At 41.8% G+C, this 20,752-nt stretch carries 18 protein-coding genes; 15 read left to right on the plus strand and 3 right to left on the minus strand.

Annotated features, from left to right (window positions below; translation table 11 throughout):
• Positions 1-6: 6 nt before the first annotated feature.
• The 3 genes from acrR to acrB are packed head-to-tail and all read left to right on the plus strand — an operon-like array spanning position 7 to position 4,907.
• Complete coding sequence (gene acrR, locus BKL49_RS08455) at positions 7-570, plus strand: efflux transporter AcrAB transcriptional repressor AcrR (protein WP_077424466.1); 564 nt, start codon at positions 7-9, stop codon at positions 568-570.
• 36 nt (positions 571-606) lie between these two features.
• Positions 607-1,803 (plus strand): multidrug efflux RND transporter periplasmic adaptor subunit AcrA, encoded by a 1,197-nt coding sequence (gene acrA / locus BKL49_RS08460; RefSeq protein ID WP_167367134.1) that lies wholly within the window; start codon positions 607-609, stop codon positions 1,801-1,803.
• A gap of 17 nt (positions 1,804-1,820) precedes the next feature.
• The gene (acrB, locus tag BKL49_RS08465) at positions 1,821-4,907 is read left to right on the plus strand and encodes a multidrug efflux RND transporter permease subunit AcrB (protein ID WP_077424470.1); all 3,087 of its coding nucleotides are present in this window, start codon (positions 1,821-1,823) and stop codon (positions 4,905-4,907) included.
• A gap of 107 nt (positions 4,908-5,014) precedes the next feature.
• Here the strand turns inward: acrB and BKL49_RS08470 are convergent, their stop codons facing one another.
• Positions 5,015-5,788: a M48 family metallopeptidase gene (locus BKL49_RS08470; protein ID WP_077424472.1), complete on the minus strand. Its 774-nt coding sequence runs from the start codon at positions 5,786-5,788 to the stop codon at positions 5,015-5,017.
• Between the two features lie 143 nt (positions 5,789-5,931).
• Here BKL49_RS08470 and mtr point away from each other — a divergent pair, with 143 nt between their 5' ends.
• The 5 genes from mtr to tsf all read left to right on the plus strand — a co-directional run bounded on the left by mtr (position 5,932) and on the right by tsf (position 10,370).
• Positions 5,932-7,188: a tryptophan permease gene (gene mtr, locus BKL49_RS08475; RefSeq protein WP_077424474.1), complete on the plus strand. Its 1,257-nt coding sequence runs from the start codon at positions 5,932-5,934 to the stop codon at positions 7,186-7,188.
• A 115-nt stretch (positions 7,189-7,303) separates the two neighbouring features.
• The gene (locus tag BKL49_RS08480; RefSeq protein ID WP_077424476.1) at positions 7,304-8,086 is read left to right on the plus strand and encodes a class I SAM-dependent methyltransferase; all 783 of its coding nucleotides are present in this window, start codon (positions 7,304-7,306) and stop codon (positions 8,084-8,086) included.
• Positions 8,070-8,483: an ACT domain-containing protein gene (locus BKL49_RS08485; protein WP_077424478.1), complete on the plus strand. Its 414-nt coding sequence runs from the start codon at positions 8,070-8,072 to the stop codon at positions 8,481-8,483. The genes BKL49_RS08480 and BKL49_RS08485 overlap by 17 nt, the downstream gene beginning before the upstream one ends.
• Positions 8,484-8,659: 176 nt before the next feature.
• Entirely contained in the window at positions 8,660-9,382 is a 723-nt protein-coding gene (rpsB, locus tag BKL49_RS08490) for a 30S ribosomal protein S2 (protein WP_077424480.1), read from the plus strand.
• A gap of 136 nt (positions 9,383-9,518) precedes the next feature.
• Positions 9,519-10,370, plus strand: a complete 852-nt coding sequence (gene tsf / locus BKL49_RS08495) for a translation elongation factor Ts (protein WP_077424482.1) — start codon at positions 9,519-9,521, stop codon at positions 10,368-10,370.
• A gap of 69 nt (positions 10,371-10,439) precedes the next feature.
• On the opposite strand, the gene BKL49_RS08500 is transcribed toward tsf, so the two are convergent.
• Complete coding sequence (locus tag BKL49_RS08500; RefSeq protein ID WP_077424484.1) at positions 10,440-12,002, minus strand: phosphoethanolamine transferase; 1,563 nt, start codon at positions 12,000-12,002, stop codon at positions 10,440-10,442.
• 132 nt (positions 12,003-12,134) lie between these two features.
• Here BKL49_RS08500 and pyrH point away from each other — a divergent pair, with 132 nt between their 5' ends.
• A complete protein-coding gene (gene pyrH, locus BKL49_RS08505) occupies positions 12,135-12,848 on the plus strand; it encodes a UMP kinase (protein WP_077424486.1) in 714 nt (237 codons plus the stop codon).
• A 160-nt stretch (positions 12,849-13,008) separates the two neighbouring features.
• Here the strand turns inward: pyrH and BKL49_RS08510 are convergent, their stop codons facing one another.
• On the minus strand, positions 13,009-13,245 hold the full coding sequence (locus BKL49_RS08510; RefSeq protein WP_425271880.1) for a hypothetical protein: 237 nt from the start codon (positions 13,243-13,245) through the stop codon (positions 13,009-13,011).
• Positions 13,246-13,457: 212 nt separating this feature from the next.
• Here BKL49_RS08510 and frr point away from each other — a divergent pair, with 212 nt between their 5' ends.
• The 6 genes from frr to bamA all read left to right on the plus strand — a co-directional run bounded on the left by frr (position 13,458) and on the right by bamA (position 20,680).
• Positions 13,458-14,015: a ribosome recycling factor gene (gene frr / locus BKL49_RS08515; protein ID WP_077424490.1), complete on the plus strand. Its 558-nt coding sequence runs from the start codon at positions 13,458-13,460 to the stop codon at positions 14,013-14,015.
• A gap of 80 nt (positions 14,016-14,095) precedes the next feature.
• A complete protein-coding gene (ispC, locus tag BKL49_RS08520) occupies positions 14,096-15,292 on the plus strand; it encodes a 1-deoxy-D-xylulose-5-phosphate reductoisomerase (protein ID WP_077424492.1) in 1,197 nt (398 codons plus the stop codon).
• A 27-nt stretch (positions 15,293-15,319) separates the two neighbouring features.
• Complete coding sequence (uppS, locus tag BKL49_RS08525; protein WP_077424494.1) at positions 15,320-16,039, plus strand: polyprenyl diphosphate synthase; 720 nt, start codon at positions 15,320-15,322, stop codon at positions 16,037-16,039.
• 12 nt (positions 16,040-16,051) lie between these two features.
• Positions 16,052-16,918, plus strand: a complete 867-nt coding sequence (locus tag BKL49_RS08530; RefSeq protein WP_077424496.1) for a phosphatidate cytidylyltransferase — start codon at positions 16,052-16,054, stop codon at positions 16,916-16,918.
• 9 nt (positions 16,919-16,927) lie between these two features.
• Positions 16,928-18,256, plus strand: coding sequence for a sigma E protease regulator RseP (rseP, locus tag BKL49_RS08535; protein ID WP_077424499.1), 1,329 nt, complete (start codon positions 16,928-16,930; stop codon positions 18,254-18,256).
• A 24-nt stretch (positions 18,257-18,280) separates the two neighbouring features.
• The gene (gene bamA, locus BKL49_RS08540) at positions 18,281-20,680 is read left to right on the plus strand and encodes an outer membrane protein assembly factor BamA (protein ID WP_077424501.1); all 2,400 of its coding nucleotides are present in this window, start codon (positions 18,281-18,283) and stop codon (positions 20,678-20,680) included.
• Positions 20,681-20,752 lie beyond the last annotated feature (72 nt).

A 20,752-nucleotide genomic window follows, 5' to 3' on the forward strand; every position in this document is an offset into this window, starting at 1 on the left:
AATTTTATGCGGCATTCTAAAACGGATTTGGCCGAGCAAATTTTTATGGCGACGGATCGCTTAATGGCAAAAGAAGGGTTACACCACCTTTCTATGCACAAATTAGCAAAAGAAGCGAATGTAGCGGCAGGAACGATTTATCTTTATTTTAAGAATAAAGAGGAATTGTTAGAGCAATTTGCAAGGCGTTTATTTGCCATATTTATGGCGGCAGTTGAGAAAGATTTAGATGAATCTCATTCTTTCTTTGAACAATATCGGCAAATGTGGTGGAACATTTGGCGGTTTTTACAGGACAATCCCACAATGTTGTCGAATTTGAATCAATACGAGCTTCTACCTAATTTGGCAGAAATATGTAAATCGGTTGATCACAGTTGTTGGGATAATTTTTGTCAGCGGGCAAAAGCTGCCGGTGAATTGGTTGAGTTGCCGAATGATATTCTCTTTCAATTGGGATTAAAAACGGCAATTACGATTGCATCGGGAAGCAAATTTTTAAAGGTGGAATTAACCACCGAAATTTTAGAATCTGTGATTGAACGCACTTGGCGGGCAATTCAGAAGTAACTTTACTTTTTTAACATTAACGGAGCTTTAAAAAAGATGAGTCAGACTCAAACGAATAGACCAAAACGCTCGCACGTTTTCTTTATGAAAATTATTTTAGCGGTGTTCGTCTTAATTTTTGCCGGCGTTATCGGTTTTAACGTCTTTCGTAGCATTATGATCGGGAAGGCATTAGCCAATATGCCGGAATCTTCAAGTCCGGTTACTGCGCTTGAAGTGAAAGCAAGGGAGTGGACACCGGTGATTAACACCACGGGGCTTGTTCGTCCGAATCAAGGGGCGATGTTGAGCTCACAAAATGCCGGCACGGTTTCTAAAGTGTTGGTAACAAACGGGCAAAACGTGAAAAAAGGCGATTTGTTGGTGGAGCTTGATAGTTCTGTGGAACGTGCAAGTTTGCAGGCGGCACAAGCACAATTACCTGCACTACGCCAAACTTATCAACGCTATGCAAGTTTGTTAAGCAGTAATGCGGTTTCCCGCCAAGAAGCAGACAATGCCAAAGCGGCTTACGATGCACAAGTGGCAAATATTGAGTCATTAAAAGCCACCATTGAACGCCGTCAAATTGTGGCACCTTTTGATGGTAAAACCGGTATTGTGAAGGTGAACGTAGGGCAATATGTGAATGTTGGTACAGAAATTGTGCGTGTAGAAGACACCAGCGCAATGAAAATCGATTTTGCCATTTCACAAAATGAGTTGGATAAATTAACAATCGGTCAGCGTGTTACCGCCACAACTGATGCCCGTCAAGGCGAGACTTTCTCTGCCCGCATCACAGCAATTGAACCGGCGATTGATTCTTCTACCGGTTTGGTCGATATTCAAGCAACCTTTGAGCCGGAAGATGGTCGTAAATTGCTTTCCGGTATGTTCTCACGTTTGCGTGTGGCATTGCCTACGGAAACCAATCAGATTGTCGTGCCACAAGTGGCGATAAGCTACAATATGTATGGTGAAATCGCTTATTTGTTAGAACCGCTTTCTGAAGAAGACAAGGAAAAATTGGCAAATAATCCGAAATTGGATTCACTTTATCGTGCAAAACAAATCACCGTGTTTACTAAAGATCGCCAAGGTATTTATTCTCAATTACAAGGCGATGAAGTAAAAGTAGGTGACAAGATTATTACCGGTGGCCAACAAGGCATCGGTAACGGTAGCCTTGTTGAGTGGGTTAAGAAAGATATCGTTGGCGGCACAGCACCGGCGAAGAAAACCAATCTGTAATCACTTAGGAAAAGCGAATGAAATTTACCGATATATTTATTCGTCGCCCTGTTTTAGCGGTTTCGATCAGCTTGCTTATCGTTATTTTAGGTTTGCAGGCGATCTCGAAATTGGCAGTGCGTGAATATCCTAAAATGACAACGACGGTAATCACCGTCACGACAGCTTATCCGGGGGCTGATGCCAATTTAATTCAGGCATTCGTTACCTCAAAGTTGGAAGAATCCATCGCGCAGGCGGATAATATTGACTATATGTCCTCCTCAAGTGCGCCAAGTTCGTCCACTATTACCGTTAAAATGAAATTAAATACCGATCCTGCGGGGGCGTTGGCGGATGTATTGGCAAAAGTTAATGCGGTACGTTCCGAATTGCCAAGCGGGATTGAAGATCCAACCGTGGCTTCCTCATCGGGGGGAACGGGGATTATGTATATTAGTTTCCGCTCGAAAAAATTAGATTCCAGCCAAGTAACGGACTATATCAACCGTATTGTAAAACCGCAGTTCTTCACCATTGAAGGGGTGGCGGAAGTTCAAATTTTCGGTGCGGCGGAATATGCTTTACGTATTTGGCTTGATCCGCAAAAAATGGCGGGACAAAACCTTTCCGCTTCGCAAGTAATGTCGGCACTTTCTGCCAATAATATTCAAACGGCAGCAGGGAGCGATAACGGCTATTATGTGTCTTACCGCAACAAAGTGGAAACCACCACAAAATCGGTTGAGCAGTTAGGTAACCTCATTGTGGCTTCCAATGGCGACAGTTTAGTGCGTTTACGTGATGTTGCGACCATTGAGCTTAACAAAGAGAGCGATAACTCACGTGCAACGGCAAACGGTGCGGATTCTGTGGTGTTAGGGATAAACCCGACCTCTTCGGCAAACCCTTTAACGGTGGCAGAAAAAATTCGTCCGTTGTATGAAAGCATTAAGAAGCAACTTCCGGACAGTATGGAAACCGATATTCTTTATGACCGCACGATCGCCATCAACAGTTCAATCAATGAGGTGGTAAAAACGATCTTTGAAGCGACCGTTATCGTATTAGTGGTGATTTTGATGTTTATCGGTTCATTCCGCGCCATTTTAATTCCGGTTATCACGATTCCGATTTCCTTGATCGGGGTATTGATGATGCTACAAAGTTTGGATTTCTCCATTAACTTGATGACATTGCTGGCGTTGATTCTCGCTATCGGGTTGGTGGTGGATGATGCGATTGTGGTACTTGAAAACGTTGACCGTCATATTAAAGAAGGCGAAACCCCATTCCGTGCTGCAATTATTGGTACACGTGAAATTGCCTTACCGGTTATTTCTATGACCATCTCTTTGATTGCGGTGTACTCGCCAATGGCATTAATGGGGGGAATTACCGGAACACTCTTTAAAGAGTTTGCATTAACCCTAGCCGGGGCGGTATTTATTTCAGGGATTGTGGCATTAACGCTTTCTCCGATGATGTCGAGTAAGTTACTCAAATCTAATGCGGAGCCTTCTTGGTTAGAGCGTAAAGTTGAGCATACATTATCTAAAATGAATAATGTGTATAACTATATGCTCGATATTGTGATGTTGAATCGCAAATCAATGGTGGTGTTTGCTGTCGCAATTTTTGCAACCTTGCCATTCTTGTTTAATTCACTTTCCGGTGAATTAACGCCGAATGAAGACAAAGGGGCATTTATTGCAATGGGGACGGCACCGTCTAATGTGAATTTGGATTACATTCAAGATGCAATGCAACCTTATATGAAAACGGTGATGGATACGCCGGAAGTTTCTTTTGGGATGAGTATTGCCGGTGCGCCAAATTCTAATCAATCATTGAATATCATTACCTTGGAAGATTGGAAAAAACGTTCACGCAAACAACCGGAAATAATGAATGAACTCAACGCCAAAGCAAAAGAATTACCGGAAGTGTCTGTTTCTGCGTTTAACTTCCCGGAGATTGATACCGGGGAACAAGGGCCGCCGGTTTCTATCGTGTTAAAAACCGCTGAAGGTTATAACGCACTGGCGAATACCGCAGGACAATTCTTAGAGGCAATGCGTGCGTCAGGCAAGTTTGTTTATACCAACCTTGACTTAAAATACGACACGGCACAAATGACCATTTCTGTGGATAAAGAAAAAGCCGGTACTTACGGCATTACGATGCAGCAAATTAGTACCACTTTGGGAAGTTTCCTCTCCGGTGCAACCATTACCCGTGTTGATGTGGACGGACGTGCGTATAAAGTAATTTCACAAGTAAAACGTGATGATCGCTTATCACCGGAAAGTTTCAAAAATTACTATTTAAATGCAAGTAATGGTGAATCTATTCCGTTAAGCAGTTTGGTAACGATGAAACTTGAAACCCAACCGACTTCGTTACCGCGTTTTAGTCAGTTGAATTCGGCGACAATTCAAGCCGTACCAATGCCGGGAACATCAACCGGTGATGCGGTGGCGTGGTTACAACAACACGCCGATACGACATTACCGCAAGGTTATACATACGATTTCCGTTCGGAATCCCGTCAGTTGGTTCAAGAAGGGAATGCGTTGGTGGTTACCTTTGCTTTAGCGGTTATCATTATTTTCTTGGTGTTGGCGATTCAGTTTGAATCCGTTCGTGACCCAATGGTGATTATGATTTCCGTACCATTGGCGGTGAGTGGAGCATTATTAACACTCAACTTCTTATCCTTCTTCGGTATTTCAGGCACAACCTTGAATATTTATTCTCAGGTTGGGTTGATTACGCTGGTGGGATTGATCACCAAACACGGTATTTTGATGTGTGAAGTGGCAAAAGAAGAACAATTATTGCACGGTAAAAGCCGTATTGATGCCATTACGGCGGCGGCAAAAGTGCGTTTACGCCCGATTTTGATGACAACCGGTGCAATGGTGGCAGGTTTGATTCCATTGCTTTATGCTACCGGCGCAGGGGCGGTATCCCGCTTCAGTATCGGTATCGTTATCGTAGCGGGCTTATCAATCGGTACGATTTTCACCCTCTTTGTGTTACCGGTGATTTACAGCTATGTTGCAACCGAACACAAACCATTGCCGGAATTTGAAGAAAGCGAAACGAAACCGGCACATTAATAAAACACCTTAAAATTTAACCGCACTTTTGGAAACGAAAGTGCGGTTTTGTTTTAAGCAGAAAAAGTAAATAAAAACCGCACATTGAAGTGCGGTCATTTTTATCACTATTTTTTTGATGCTTCGTAATATTTCATCGCTTCAGGTAGTAAACGGCGTAAGTTTTCTTGGCGATCTTCATCGGTTGGGTGGGTGGAAGCAAGTGCATCCAATGCCCCTTTAGAACCCCCGGAGGCTTTTTTCATTTTATCCCACAACCCCGGTGCGGCTTGCGGATTAAAGCCCGATTTTGCCATTAAGAGTAACCCCACTTCATCGGCTTCGGTTTCGGCACTGCGGGAATAGGGTTTATCGAGGGCATAGTCTTTGGTGAGGCTAATTGCCACACCACTTAAATCAGAACCAACCACGGTAGAAAGTGCAATATGGCCTAATTGAGCGGCAATGCCTGTTACCATTCCGAAATTGGTTTTCGCTTTGCCGTGTTCTTTTAAAGCGTGTGCCATTTCGTGTCCCATCACGGTGGCAATTTCATCATCATTCAATTTTAATGTATCAACCAGTCCGGTATAGAACGCCATTTTCCCACCCGGCATTGCCCACGCATTTAATTCTTTTGATCTGATCACCGTAATTTGCCAGTTGAATGGCTGGCCTGTTTGATTTTCTTTGTTGGCATAAGGCACAATTTTGTTAAAAACACGGTGGATACGTTGGGCGGTTAGGGAGGAAGTATCAACCGCACCTTGGCTACGGATTTTATTCATTTCCTGAGCATAGCTTGAAGCCGCTTGTTGATTAATAGATGCCGAATCGGCACAGGCATTGAGAACAAAAGCGGTCATCGCCGCTAAGACAAAGGATTTAATTTGTTTTTTCATTGTGAGATTCTCTCGTGAAGATTAAAGGAATAAAGCTACCGAATTATAAGTAAAACCGACTTTATTTGTCTAATAAAAAACAATTGAGTTTTGAATTTGCACTATTATAATAGTGCAACTTTTTTTACTTTCAGGGACGACCTATGGAACAACAAAAAACGCCTTCTTTACTTGGCGGCGCAATGATTATCGCAGGCACGGCGATCGGTGCCGGTATGCTGGCTAACCCCACTTCTACTGCCGGTGTTTGGTTTATCGGCTCCATTTTTGCCTTAATTTATACTTGGTTTTGTATGACCACATCCGGTTTAATGATTTTAGAAGCAAACTTGCATTATCCCACCGGTTCAAGTTTTGACACAATTGTAAAAGACTTGCTCGGTAAGGGCTGGAATGCGGTGAACGGCTTATCTGTTGCATTTGTGCTTTATATCTTAACCTATGCTTATATCACCTCCGGCGGTGGCATTACACAAAATTTATTAAATCAAGCCTTGGGTTCGGCAGAAAGTGCGGTTGATATTGGGCGAACGGTCGGATCGTTAATTTTCTGTATTGTATTGGCGGCGTTTGTATGGTTTTCGACCAAAGCCGTGGATCGCTTCACCACCATTTTAATTGGCGGAATGGTGATTGCCTTTTTCCTTTCTACCGCAGGATTATTGGGTTCGGTTAAAAGCGATGTGTTATTCAACACCCTTGCACAAGGCGAACAACAATATTTACCTTATTTATTGACCGCACTTCCCGTGTGTTTGGTTTCTTTTGGCTTTCACGGCAATGTGCCAAGTTTGGTGAAATATTATAATCGTGACGGCAAACGTGTGATGAAATCGATCTTTATCGGCACAGGATTGGCATTGGTGATCTATATTTTGTGGCAGCTTGCCATTCAAGGTAATTTACCGCGTGCCGAATTCGCGCCGGTGATTGAAAAAGGGGGCGATGTTTCCGCTCTGTTGGCTGCGTTACATCATTATATTGAAACAGATTATATCGCTGTGATTTTGAATTTCTTTGCTTATATGGCGATTGCCAGTTCCTTCTTAGGTGTAACCTTGGGGCTATTCGATTATATTGCGGATTTATGCAAATTTGACGATAGCCTGTCAGGCAGAACCAAAACAACTTTAGTCACCTTCTTACCGCCATTATTATTGAGCCTTCAATTCCCTTATGGCTTCGTGATTGCAATTGGCTATGCAGGATTGGCCGCCACCATTTGGGCGGCAATCGTACCGGCATTGCTTGCCCGAGCCAGTCGCCAAAAATTTCCGAAGGCGACCTATAAAGTCTATGGTGGTAATTTTATGATCGGTTTCATTATTCTTTTTGGCGTATTAAATATTGTGGCGCAAATTGGGGCAAACTTAGGTTGGTTTGCAAGTTTTAACGGTTAATTTTCGTTTTTTCTGTTTAAAGATAAAAAACGCTTATCAATATAACCGCACTTTTTCTTCCCTCCGTTTTGGGTTATTTTCTCCCTAAGCGGAGGGAATATTTTGGAAGAATAAAATGACCCATCAAACCAGTGTTTACGACAGAGAAAACTTCTTTACCCTTTACCAAAAACTGCGTTCAAACCCTATCAGTCTGAATGAAATTGTGGAAAAACCGACAATGCTTTCACTTTTACCCGATCTTCATCATAAAAAATTACTTGATCTGGGTTGCGGTACGGGTGGGCATTTACAGCTTTATTTAGAACGAGGAGCGGAGACAGTGACGGGGATCGATCTCTCTGCCAATATGCTCCAACAGGCGAAAGCCGATCTGGAAAAGTGCGGTCAATTTCAAGGGCGTTTTTCATTGTATCAACTGCCAATGGAAAAACTTGCTGATCTGCCGAATGGCAATTTTGATGTCATCACAAGTTCTTTTGCTTTCCATTATGTGCAGGATTTTCCGGCATTGTTAGCGGCAATTTTCCATAAACTTGCGCCAAACGGCACGTTAATTTTTTCTCAAGAACATCCCATCACGACCTGCCATAAAACGGGCGAACGTTGGGAAAAAGACGAAAATAAACAACAAGTGGCATATCGCCTTAATTATTATCGTGATGAAGGGGAACGTGATAGAAATTGGTTTAAACAGCCTTTCAAAACCTACCACCGCACGATGGCGACTATTCTCAATGATTTGATTTCGGCAGGTTTTCATATTGATCACATTGCCGAACCAATGCTCACAGCGCAACCCGAGTGGCACGCAGAATTTAAAGATTTACAGCATCGTCCGGTGTTGTTATTTGTGAAAGCAACAAAATTGGAGAGAAAAAATGACCAATCCTATTAATGATCTTGAGGTGTTATTAGCTTCAATGGCACCCACTTTAAATGAGGGCATTTATTATTTTGCGACATTAAAAAACGGACAAGATTTACCGCTTTCAGCCTTAATCGCAACCATTCGTGAAGAAGAAGGCTTGTCAGTGGTGGTGACAGAAGAAACGGCTCAATATTATAAATTAGAGGCGCAATTTAAAGCCGCGTGGATTACTTTAACCGTTCATTCTGATTTGGCGGCGGTAGGACTCACCGCCGCTTTTGCGAAAGCCTTAGGCGAAGTCAATATTAGTTGCAATGTGGTGGCGGGAAATTTTCACGATCATATTTTTGTTCCCTACGAAAAGGCTGATCTTGCAATGACGACATTACGCCATTTGCAACAGCGTGCTGCGGAAAATTGTTAAAAATAAGCTGGAATCCGACCGCACTTTGTGATATAAAACGCACCGCTCTTTTGCCGTTAAAAAAGAGTAAATTTTTAATTTAAACAACACACACATATCATCAAGGCTTCATCGGGGTGCCAAACGGTCGATGGGCTGATATGTGGAGGCTCAACCCCAATTAAAAGGAAAATATTATGGCACAAGTTTCAATGCGCGATATGATCAACGCGGGCGTACACTTCGGACACCAAACACGTTACTGGAACCCACAAATGAAACCTTTCATTTTTGGTGCGCGTAATGGTGTTCACATCATCAACCTTGAAAAAACCTTACCTTTATTTAATGAAGCATTAGCAGAATTAACCCGCATTGCGAGCAATAACGGTAAAGTTTTATTTGTGGGTACAAAACGTGCAGCGTCTGAAGCGGTTCAAGCGGCAGCATTAGATTGTCAACAATATTATGTAAACCACCGTTGGTTAGGTGGTATGTTGACTAACTGGAAAACGGTTCGTCAATCAATTAAACGTTTAAAAGATTTAGAAGCACAATCTCAAGACGGCACTTTCGACAAATTAACCAAAAAAGAAGCGTTAATGCGTAGCCGTGAGATGGAAAAACTTGAATTAAGCCTTGGCGGTATCAAAGATATGGGTGGTTTACCGGATGCATTATTTGTTATCGGTGCCGACCACGAACATATCGCCGTAAAAGAAGCAAACAACTTGGGTATTCCTGTATTTGCTATCGTTGATACCAACTCTACGCCGGCTGGTGTGGATTTTGTTATCCCGGGTAACGATGACGCAACCCGTGCAATCCAACTTTACTTAACGGCGGCAGCGGCTGCGATGAAAGAAGGTCGTGGTAACGAAGCACAAGTTGCTGAAGAATCAGCGGCAGACGCAGAATAATTCAAGTTATCGAAATAAGGCTTAGCCCTTATTAATCAAGACGATTAATTGGCACAGGGGCTAAATTTAGTCCCTGTTATTTTATCTAAAAAAGTGTGGCAAAAACGACCGCACTTTAAGACTGAGGATTTTTAAAATGGCTGAAATTACAGCGTCATTAGTAAAAGAACTTCGTGAACGTACCGGCGCAGGTATGATGGAATGTAAAAAAGCATTAGTTGAAGCAAACGGCGATATTGAGTTAGCCATCGACAATATGCGTAAATCAGGCCAAGCAAAAGCGGCGAAAAAAGCAGGTCGTGTAGCGGCTGAAGGTGTTATCCTTGCACGTGTTGGCGCAGGTTTCGGTGTGTTGGTTGAAATGAACTGTGAAACCGACTTCGTAGCAAAAGATGCCGGTTTCTTAGGTTTAGCAAATGAAGTAGCAGACTTCGCAGCGGCAAACAAAGGTACAACAATTGAGCAATTACAAGCACAGTTTGAAGAAAAACGTGCGGCATTAGTGGCAAAAATTGGTGAAAATATGACAATCCGCCGTGTTGCTTACTTAGACGGTCAAGTGATCGCACAATACTTACACGGTGCGAAAATTGGCGTATTGGTTGCAGGTGAAGGTTCTGAAGAAGAATTACGTAAAGTGGCAATGCACGTTGCGGCATCTAAACCTGAGTTTGTGAATCCGGAAGATGTGTCTGCCGAAGTGGTTGAACACGAACGTCAAATCCAAATTGATATTGCAATCAACTCCGGTAAACCAAAAGAAATCGCTGAGAAAATGGTTGAAGGCCGTATGAAAAAATTCACCGGCGAAGTTTCTTTAACCGGTCAAGCATTCGTTATGGATCCTTCCGTTACTGTAGGCGATTACTTAAAATCTGTTAATACCAAAGTAACCAACTTTATTCGTTTAGAAGTGGGCGAAGGTATTGAAAAAGTGGAAGAAGATTTCGCAGCAGAAGTGGCAAAAATCACCGGCGGTAACGCTTAATTCTTTCCTTTGTGGAATCATAAAAAAGCCGATATTTATCGGCTTTTTTGTTTTTTTATTTTTGCTTTTCTATTTTTGTGCCGGGCGAATATCTATCGCCGGATCATCATCTTGACGATATTTTTCATCAATTCGTTTTTGCAAACCAAAGTCATCCTTGTCCGATTCATTAGAAAATAAATCTTCTTCCGGTGTAAGTTTAGGATTTTTTATGCCTATCCAATTTGCAATGCCTTCCAAGAAATTTAAACCGGATTTAAACACCTTATATTCCCGGCGTTCGGTATCATCGGAAGAAATCTTAAACAATGGAATATTATGATGTTCACGACTAAAACAGTTTTGATTGAATAACAGTACATTGTGTTTTTCATCTTGCTGATGGCATAAACCGTGATCGGAAAGGTAAATCATCGAAAAAGTGCGGTGCGTTTTTTGCCCGTTTTCTTGCAGTTTTTCATACACTCGCTTTAAAAATTCATCGGTTTTTTTGATGGAAGAAATATAGCAATTTAAGTAACCGAATTTGGGATCAATTTCTTTTTCGTTAAAAATTTTGGGGTAATCTTCCAAGCGATCACAAGCCAGTGGATGCGAGCCATAAAGGTGTAACAAAATAAAGCGTTTTCCCTGAATTGGCGCTTCCAATACTTGAGCGAATTTGGGTAAGAGATCAAAATCACTGTAATTGTTAGAGTTAAAACTGCCGCCTTTTTTCAAGAAAACGGTTTCATCCGATTTTGAGGCGAGGGAAGAAACCGGTGTATCAAATTCCCCTAAAAATCCTTGGTTGGAAAGCCAATAGGTTTTGATGCCTGCCGATTTAATTAAATCCACTAAACTGAGTTCATAGTCGGGTTCCCATTTTTCTTTGTTGGGAAGGGTGAGCATTAGGCGTAGCGAAGCCACGGTGTTTGTTCCGGCGGAGCGAAAGCCATTAATCAACGTGCCTTTTGCATTTGACATAAAGGGCGTATTTTCAATGGGATAACCATAAGCCTGATGATAATCACTGCGCGCACTTTCCCCCAATACAATCACATAATCATCGTACCGACTGTTTTCTAAGGTGGATTTTCCCCAATTATCCGATTGCGACATTTGTTTTAATTTATTCATTTCATCGTAAATTTTTGCCGTTGAATTAATGGTTTCTTTCAATGGATCGGCAAGTGGAAGATGGTAAGCGAAAAGCAGGGCAGCAACGGCAATGAAGGTTTTATTGCGATAAAATTTAACGCCGAATTTGACCGCACTTTTATATTGCAGAAATACCAAAAGAGGGATAGCCAACGCGATGAAGTAACTGCTCAGCGGAATTTGCAACAAGAATTCTTTGGTTTCCAACATATCTGTGGCGAAAAGGGAGGCGATATACTGATAACTCGGTGCACCAAAATTTAATCCTGTTGGCGTGTAAATCGCATACACAAAGGAAAGCGGAAGCAGCACAATGTAGAAGATTTTTTTGCTACTGCTTAATAAAAGAATAATAGTGGTGGCAAGTAAAATTAGCTCAATATTGGGGTGGGGAAACATTCCTGAGCCAATCAACATAAAGTAGCCGGCAGCCGCCGCACAAACAATAATAAAAAGTGCGGTCAAAATTGGCGGAGTTTTTTGTGTTTTCATATTCTCTCTTTGCTAAAAATAAACGCGCTTATTATCCCTTTTTTAATTGGAATTTCCATCCTTAACTTCTTCACTCTTGCACGCTTATTCTATAAAATAAGACAATTTTTTAACCCCAAAAAGGAAAAGACAATGAGCCAACCAATTTATAAACGTATTTTATTGAAATTAAGTGGTGAAGCATTACAGGGTGAGGAAGGATTTGGCATTGATCCCTCCATTCTTGATCGTATGGCATTAGAGATTAAAGAGCTGGTGGAAATGGGCGTGGAAGTGGGCGTTGTACTTGGTGGCGGTAACTTATTCCGTGGTGCAAAACTCGCTAAAGCCGGAATGAATCGTGTGGTGGGTGACCATATGGGAATGCTTGCAACGGTAATGAATGGGTTGGCAATGCGTGATGCCCTACATCGTGCGGATGTGAATGCCAAATTAATGTCGGCATTTCAATTAAACGGGATTTGTGACACTTATAACTGGTCTGAAGCGATCAAAATGTTACGTGAGAAACGTGTGGTGATTTTCTCCGCCGGTACGGGTAGTCCATTTTTCACCACCGATTCCGCCGCTTGCTTACGCGGTATTGAAATTGAAGCGGATGTGGTATTGAAGGCAACCAAAGTAGATGGCGTGTATGATTGCGATCCGGCAAAAAATACCGATGCAAAACTTTATAAAAACCTGACTTATGCAGAAGTGATTGATAAAGAATTACAAGTGATGGATTTAGCTGCGTTTACTTTAGCGCGTGATCACGGTATGCCGATTCGCGTGTTTAATATGGGAAGACCGGGTGCGTTACGCAATGTGGTGTTAGGCACAGATGAAGGGACAACGATTTGTTAATCGGATATTAAATGTAAAAACGGCAGAATTGGGTTCTGCCGTTTTGTTTATTATTTTTGAGATTTTTCTTTTTCCGCTTCCTTAATTGCCCGTTGAATTGCAAAATTAAATGCAAGTAGAAGCATTATGATAACTAACAAACCAATCATAATATCCATTTTCATTTCTCCTCTGTTAAGGATTGTTTATTTTTTCTCAATACATTTGAGATAAAGAGTAATAGATAGGTTGTTACTACTAACAAGATGACATTTGTTATTTTAAATAAAATCGACTTTTCGCCGTACACTATAACAGGCATTGCTAAAATTGCAACTTTGGCAATATCATCCAAAATTTTCACCCAAGATTCTAGACTGTCTTTATTAATTGGACGTTTAAAAAGATCCCACATCATCATTATCCTAAATCTCATTTTTGTTTAAGATAACTTAGCCTTATCGATTGCCTCAATTTCATCTTGCAAATTTTGCGGCAAAGATCGTGAAAATCGACAAAATTAAACATCAATTTGGGTTTAATGCTTTCTAAATAAAACAATTCAAAAACGGTAAAAAATCCAGTAAAATCACCCCGTTTTATTTTTGCCAAATATAAAAGGACAACTCAATGATTAATGAAATTAGACAAGATGCCGAACAGCGTATGGAAAAAAGCCTTGAAGCGTTAAAAGGGCATATCGCAAAAATCCGTACCGGTCGTGCGCAACCAAGTTTGTTAGATGCGATTCAAGTGGAATATTATGGTGCGGCAACCCCTCTACGCCAATTAGCCAATGTGGTGGCGGAAGATGCCCGTACGTTAGCGGTAACCGTGTTCGATCGTTCATTAATTAGTGCGGTAGAAAAAGCGATTTTAACTTCCGATTTAGGGTTGAATCCGTCTTCTGCGGGTACAACGATTCGTGTTCCACTTCCACCATTAACGGAAGAACGTCGCCGTGATTTAATCAAAATTGTCAAAGGCGAAGGCGAGCAAGGCAAAGTGGCAATTCGTAATGTGCGCCGTGATGCCAATGATAAAATCAAAGCCTTATTGAAAGATAAAGAAATCAGTGAAAACGATCAGCATAAAGCAGAAGAAATCATCCAAAAATTAACCGATCAATACATCAAAAAAGTGGATGAAATTTTGGCGGATAAAGAAAAAGAACTAATGGATTTCTAATTTCTGAACCGATTATTGGGGCAGACCGGCGTGTCTGCCCTTGTTCTATTCTCTTATTTAAAAAGTGCGGTCGATATTTTATGCAAAAACAAAATATAGTGATTCTGGGGGCTACCGGATCTATCGGGCAAAGTACCTTATCGGTGATTGAACATAATCCTGAAAAGTACCACGCTTTTGCCTTGGTTGGCGGTAAAAATGTGGAAACAATGTTTGAAAAATGCGTGAAATTTCGACCGCACTTTGCTGCACTTGATGATCTGAATGCAGCGCATCTATTGCGTGAAAAACTCAAAATTCACGGCGTTGCCACCGAGGTATTAGCCGGACAACAAGCAATCTGTGATTTGGCGGCACATCCTGAGGCGGATCAAGTGATGGCGGCGATTGTAGGGGCGGCAGGTTTGCTCCCGACATTATCTGCCGTAAAAGCCGGTAAACGCGTGTTATTAGCCAATAAAGAAGCCTTGGTCACTTGTGGGCAGATTTTTATTGATGCGGTAAAACAATATGGGGCAAGGTTGTTACCGGTAGATAGCGAACACAATGCGATTTTTCAGTCCTTACCACCTGAAGCGCAACAACAAATCGGTTTTTGCCCTTTAGGTGAACTGGGAATCAGTAAAATTATATTGACCGGTTCAGGCGGGCCTTTTCGTTATATGCCATTAAATGAATTTGCAACGATTACACCGGAACAAGCGGTGGCACATCCGAATTGGTCAATGGGGAAAAAGATCTCCGTAGATTCTGCCACAATGATGAATAAAGGCTTGGAATATATTGAAGCACGATGGCTGTTTAATGCGAATGCCGATGAAATGGAAGTGATTATTCACCCGCAATCAATCATTCATTCAATGGTGCGTTATGTGGATGGCTCGGTCATCGCACAAATGGGCAATCCGGATATGCGAACACCAATTGCAGAAACGATGGCGTATCCGCACCGTACTCTTGCCGGCGTTGAACCTTTAGACTTCTTTAAAATCAAAGAATTGACGTTTATTGAACCGGATTTCAACCGTTATCCTAATTTAAAACTTGCAATGGATGCCTTTGCAGAAGGGCAGTATGCGACAACGGCAATGAATGCGGCAAATGAAATCGCCGTACAAGCCTTTTTAGATCGTCAAATTTCCTTTATGGATATTGCACGCATTAATCAAGAAACCATAGCAAAAATACCACGTATTACAATTTCTGCGATTGATGATGTATTAGCGGTCGATGCTCAGGCACGTGTCATTGCACAACAACTGATTGATCGCCATTAAAAGTGCGGTCATAAATCCTCTTATTTTATGTTAGAACTCGATAAGAATAATATTCCCGAACACGTTGCTATTATTATGGATGGCAACGGGCGTTGGGCAAAACAACGGAATAAATTACGCATCTTTGGGCATACCAATGGTGTTGCCGCCGTACGCCGAGCGGTGAGTTATGCCCGAGAGGTGGGGGTGAAAGTGTTAACGCTTTATGCTTTCAGTAGCGAGAACTGGAACCGGCCTGAACAAGAAGTGAATGCCTTAATGACGCTTTTTATACAGGCACTCGATCGCGAAGTAAAAAAATTACACAAAAACGATATTCGGCTCAACATTATTGGCGATACATCCCGTTTTAGCGAAAAACTGCAAGAAAAAATTGCAAAGGCTGAACATTTAACGGAAAAAAATACCGCACTTACCTTAAATATCGCAGCAAATTACGGTGGTTGTTGGGATATTGTTCAAGCCGCCCGACAACTTGCCATAAAAGTGAAAAACAGCGATATATCGGCGGAAGAAATTACAGAACAGATGTTCCAACAGTATTTACTGACACAGAATCAACCGCCGGTGGATCTGTTAATTCGCACCAGTGGCGAACAACGTATTAGTAACTTTTTACTTTGGCAAATTGCCTATGCAGAGCTTTGTTTTTTAGATGTGTTGTGGCCTGATTTTGGTGAAAAAGAATTTAATCGGGCGATTGCCGATTATCAACAACGTCATCGCCGTTTTGGCGGGACAGAATAATGCGGAGATTTTATGCTTAAAGAACGTGTATTATCAGCAATTGTACTGATTGCATTGGTGCTATGTGCCTTATTTTTATTTACCCCTTTCTATTTTGCGTTGGCATTAGGCTTGATTGCGGTATTAGGCGTATGGGAGTGGACACAATTTGCGCATTTTAAACAGCCTTTGGTTCGCCTATGTCTTGCCGCATTTCTTGGTGCTTTTATCTTTTTATGGCTTTTTACCGAAGGCAATTATCTTGATGCGGGAAGAGTATTTGAAAGTTATCTCCCGCTTTTATTAATTAATTCGGTCGGTTGGTGGGGACTTGCCTTGTTGTTGGTGGTCACTTATCCAAACTCGGCGAAGTATTGGCGTAAAAATAAACCACTTCAATTACTTTTTGCTTTTTCCACATTAATCCCTTTTGTTGCCGCGGTACTCCGCCTGCGTTTAGATAATTACACGCTTGATCCTCATCACGGTTTATTCTTATTACTTTACGTATTTGTGTTGGTTTGGGCGGCTGATTCCGGTGCTTATTTTGCCGGTCGGGCTTTTGGTAAACATAAACTTGCGCCGAAAGTGTCCCCCGGTAAAACTTGGGAGGGGGTGTTAGGCGGTTTAATCACGGCGGCAGTGCTTGCTTTTGTATTTATTCATTTTGCCGCCGAAAGTTTATTGGGAAACCGTGCAATGGCAGGTTTTGTGGTACTTTCTGTGGTAACGGTGGCAATTTCCGTTTTAGGGGATTTAACCGAAAGTATGTTTAAGCGGGAAGCCGGCATTAAAGATAGCAGTCAACTTATTCCCGGACACGGTGGTATTTTGGATCGCATTGACAGCTTAACGGCGGCAGTACCGTTTTTCACTTATTTCTATTTCTTTATGTTGTAAGGATTGTTGATGTCATTTTTGTGGTCGCTTGGCTCTTTTCTTATTGCTATTTCTGTCTTAGTGGCAGTTCACGAATTTGGACACTTTTGGGCTGCACGAAAGTGCGGTGTAAAAGTACATCGTTTTTCTATCGGCTTTGGTAAGGTGATTTGGCGGCGAACCGATAAACAAGGAACTGAATTTGCGCTTTCCTTAATGCCGCTTGGTGGCTATGTCAAAATGCTTGATGGGCGGGTGGAAAATGTACCGGACGACTTAAAATCACAAGCCTTTGATCAAAAATCCATTCTGCAACGAGCCTTTATTATTGCCGCAGGGCCATTTGCCAATTTTATTTTTGCGATGATGGCGTATTGGGTAATTTATTCCGTTGGTGTCCCGAGTGTTAAACCGGTGATTGAAAATATTTCACCACATTCCATTGCGGCACAGGCAAAAATTGAGCCGAACTCACAAATTATCGCAATTGACGGCGAGGCGGCAGAAGATTGGGAAACCATTAATATGTTGCTTGCGGCAAAGCTGGGGAATGATCAAGTGGAGATGACATTTTCCCCTTTTGGTTCCAATGTTACTTATGAAAAACAATTGGATTTGTCGGGCTGGAAATTTGATCCGGAAAAAGAAAGTGCCTTTGAATCCTTAGGAATGAATCCGATTCGTCCAAAAGTTGAAATGACTTTATCCAAAGTTGTTGAAAATTCACCGGCACAAAAAGCAGGCTTGCAGGTGGGGGATAAAATTTTAACGGAAAATTTGACCGCACTTCTCTGGCAGGATTTTATAAAACAGGTCGAACAAGGGCAGCCTTTTACAATTAAGCTCGAACGGGACGGACAAATTTTTGACAAAACCCTGCAACCGGAACAGAAAGATAAACGTTGGTTTGTTGGGGTCAGCCCTACTTTTTTAAATATAGGCGAGCAGTATCGAACCGAATTAAAATATGGTATTCTTGACGCCCTGTCTAAAGGCGTAGAAAAAACCGTACAGTTATCTTGGTTGACGGTTAAAGTGATCGGTAAATTATTTACCGGTGATCTTTCCCTGAATAATTTAAGCGGGCCGATTTCCATTGCAAAAGGTGCGGGTGCTTCTTCAAGTATTGGATTGGTATATTTTTTGAGCTTTATGGCACTTATTAGTGTAAATTTAGGCATTATGAATTTATTTCCGTTGCCGGTATTAGATGGTGGTCATTTGGTGTTCTTGGCGGCGGAAGCAATTAAAGGAAAGCCCGTTTCGGAACGGGTTCAGAATTTAAGTTATCGCATTGGTGCGGCACTGCTATTAACCTTAATGGTTTTTGCGCTGTTCAATGATTTCTTACGTTTATAAATATTATTTAATAGGACAAAATCGATGAAAAAACTTCTAATCGCAAGTTTATTATTCGGTACGACAGCAAGCGTATTTGCGGCACCTTTTGTGGCAAAAGACATTCGTGTGGATGGCGTTCAAGGGGATTTAGAACAACAAATTCTTGCGAGTTTACCGGTTCGTTCGGGTCAACGTGTCACGGATAATGATGTGGCGAATATTGTTCGTACTTTATTCGTAAGCGGTCGATTTGATGATGTAAAAGCCTACCAAGAAGGTGATGCGTTAGTGGTGAGCGTAATTGCAAAACCGATCATCTCAGAAGTACATATTAAAGGTAATTCATTAATTCCAACGGAAGCCCTCAAACAAAATTTGGATGCAAACGGTTTTAAATCCGGCGATGTGCTTAATCGTGCCAAATTGAATGAATTTGTAAAAGGGGTGAAAGAGCATTATCAAAGTGTCGGTCGCTATAATGCCAAAGTGGATGCCATTGTGAACACACTTCCAAATAATCGTGCGGAAATCACCCTTCAAATTGATGAAGATGATACGGCAAAATTAGCCTCCATTACTTTTAACGGTAACCAAGCCATTTCAAGTAGCACGTTGCAGGAACAAATGGAATTGCAACCGGATGCGTGGTGGAAACTTTGGGGCAATAAATTTGACGGTAGCCAGTTTGATAAAGATTTACAGGCAATCCAAGAATATTATCAAAACAATGGTTATGCCAAAGCCCGTATCACGCATACCGATGTTCAATTAAATGATGATCAAACCAAAGCCGAAGTGGTGATTGATATTAATGAAGGCGAAAAATACGATTTAAGTAGCGCACGTATTGTAGGAAATGTGGGTGGTATGGCAAATGAATTACAGCCATTATTAAATCGTCTCCATTTAAATGATACTTTTAGCCGAGCCGATGTATTGGAAGTTGAAGGGGCTATTAAAGCAAGATTGGGTGAGCGTGGCTATGGTAGTGCTACAGTCACGACTGCACCAACCTTTGATGAAGCCAATAAAACCGTGGCATTAACTTTTGTGGTAGATGCCGGTCGCCGTTTATCCGTTCGCCAAGTTCAGTTTGAAGGTAATACGGTTTCAGCCGATAGTACCTTGCGTCAAGAAATGCGCCAACAAGAAGGTTCTTGGTATAACTCACAATTGGTTGAGTTGGGTAAAATTCGTTTAGACAGAACCGGCTTTTTTGAAAGCGTAGAAAGCCGAATTGATCCTGTCGAAGGCACAAATGATGAAATTAACGTTGTTTACAAAGTAAAAGAACGTAATACCGGTAGTATCAACTTTGGTGTAGGTTATGGTACGGAAAGCGGTATCAGTTACCAAGCCAGTGTAAAACAGGATAACTTTTTGGGAACAGGTGCGGCAGTCAGTTTAGCGGGTTCACGCAATGACTACGGCACAACCATTAATTTAGGCTATACCGAACCCTATTTCACAAAAGATGGTGTGAGTCTGGGCGGAAACGTATTCTATGAAACTTACGATAACTCCGACAGCGACACCGCATCAAACTATAAACGTACCACCTACGGCGGTAATGTTACCCTTGGTTTCCCGGTGAATGAAAACAATTCATACTATGTCGGTTTGGGTTATACCTACAATAAAATTAGTAACTTCTCTCGTGAATACAACCGTGATCTCTATTTAGTCTCAATGGGTTTAGATCCGACACGTTCCGATTCTCTTTCTGTGAGAACACACGATTTTGATTTATCGTTTGGTTGGAATTATAACAGCTTAAACCGAGGTTATTTCCCAACTAAAGGGGTGAAAGCAAGCATTGGTGGGCGTGTAACAATTCCGGGTTCGGATAATAAATACTACAAATTAAATGCCGATATTCAAGGCTATTATCCGCTTGATCGTGATCATCGTTGGGTGGTTTCCGGTAAAGCAGGTTTAGGCTATGCAAATGGCTTTGGCGGTAAACGTTTACCGTTCTATCAAAACTATACCGCAGGGGGAATCGGTTCATTACGTGGCTTTGCCTATGGTGCGGTCGGCCCTAATGCCATTTACTGGGTGAGAGATCAAGCCCGTAATGAAGAGGGATATAATACCAACGGAAGCACAGATATTGTTGGCGGTAATGCGATTGCCACAGCAAGTGCCGAATTAATTATCCCAACCCCGTTTGTGGCAGATAAAAATCAAAATTCGGTCAGAACCTCACTCTTTGTGGATGCAGCGAGTGTATGGAATACAAAATGGACAGAGCAGGATAAAAGAATATTCAGCAATTTACCGGATTATAGTGATCCAAGCCGAATTCGTGCTTCTGCCGGTATTGGTTTCCAATGGCAATCACCGATTGGGCCTTTGGTATTCTCTTATGCCAAACCGATTAAAAAATATGACAACGATGATGTAGAGCAATTCCAATTTAGCATTGGTGGTTCTTTCTAATCGAACTTTTTTTTAATTATTCGGTCAATATCAACGCCTTGCACGGCAGACAAAATGTCGTGCAAGTTCCAA

The organism is Rodentibacter myodis (genome assembly GCF_001999305.1).
GTDB classification, from domain to species: Bacteria; Pseudomonadota; Gammaproteobacteria; order Enterobacterales; family Pasteurellaceae; genus Rodentibacter; species Rodentibacter myodis.

What these genes read in the sequence shown, in the direction of transcription:
- acrR (WP_077424466.1), top strand. Translation starts at nt 7, where the DNA reads ATGCGGCATTCTAAAACGGATTTGGCCGAGCAAATTTTTATGGCGACG.
- acrA (WP_167367134.1), top strand. Translation starts at nt 607, where the DNA reads ATGAGTCAGACTCAAACGAATAGACCAAAACGCTCGCACGTTTTCTTT.
- acrB (WP_077424470.1), top strand. Translation starts at nt 1,821, where the DNA reads ATGAAATTTACCGATATATTTATTCGTCGCCCTGTTTTAGCGGTTTCG.
- BKL49_RS08470 (WP_077424472.1), bottom strand. Translation starts at nt 5,788, where the DNA reads ATGAAAAAACAAATTAAATCCTTTGTCTTAGCGGCGATGACCGCTTTT.
- mtr (WP_077424474.1), top strand. Translation starts at nt 5,932, where the DNA reads ATGGAACAACAAAAAACGCCTTCTTTACTTGGCGGCGCAATGATTATC.
- BKL49_RS08480 (WP_077424476.1), top strand. Translation starts at nt 7,304, where the DNA reads ATGACCCATCAAACCAGTGTTTACGACAGAGAAAACTTCTTTACCCTT.
- BKL49_RS08485 (WP_077424478.1), top strand. Translation starts at nt 8,070, where the DNA reads ATGACCAATCCTATTAATGATCTTGAGGTGTTATTAGCTTCAATGGCA.
- rpsB (WP_077424480.1), top strand. Translation starts at nt 8,660, where the DNA reads ATGGCACAAGTTTCAATGCGCGATATGATCAACGCGGGCGTACACTTC.
- tsf (WP_077424482.1), top strand. Translation starts at nt 9,519, where the DNA reads ATGGCTGAAATTACAGCGTCATTAGTAAAAGAACTTCGTGAACGTACC.
- BKL49_RS08500 (WP_077424484.1), bottom strand. Translation starts at nt 12,002, where the DNA reads ATGAAAACACAAAAAACTCCGCCAATTTTGACCGCACTTTTTATTATT.
- pyrH (WP_077424486.1), top strand. Translation starts at nt 12,135, where the DNA reads ATGAGCCAACCAATTTATAAACGTATTTTATTGAAATTAAGTGGTGAA.
- BKL49_RS08510 (WP_425271880.1), bottom strand. Translation starts at nt 13,245, where the DNA reads ATGATGTGGGATCTTTTTAAACGTCCAATTAATAAAGACAGTCTAGAA.
- frr (WP_077424490.1), top strand. Translation starts at nt 13,458, where the DNA reads ATGATTAATGAAATTAGACAAGATGCCGAACAGCGTATGGAAAAAAGC.
- ispC (WP_077424492.1), top strand. Translation starts at nt 14,096, where the DNA reads ATGCAAAAACAAAATATAGTGATTCTGGGGGCTACCGGATCTATCGGG.
- uppS (WP_077424494.1), top strand. Translation starts at nt 15,320, where the DNA reads ATGTTAGAACTCGATAAGAATAATATTCCCGAACACGTTGCTATTATT.
- BKL49_RS08530 (WP_077424496.1), top strand. Translation starts at nt 16,052, where the DNA reads ATGCTTAAAGAACGTGTATTATCAGCAATTGTACTGATTGCATTGGTG.
- rseP (WP_077424499.1), top strand. Translation starts at nt 16,928, where the DNA reads ATGTCATTTTTGTGGTCGCTTGGCTCTTTTCTTATTGCTATTTCTGTC.
- bamA (WP_077424501.1), top strand. Translation starts at nt 18,281, where the DNA reads ATGAAAAAACTTCTAATCGCAAGTTTATTATTCGGTACGACAGCAAGC.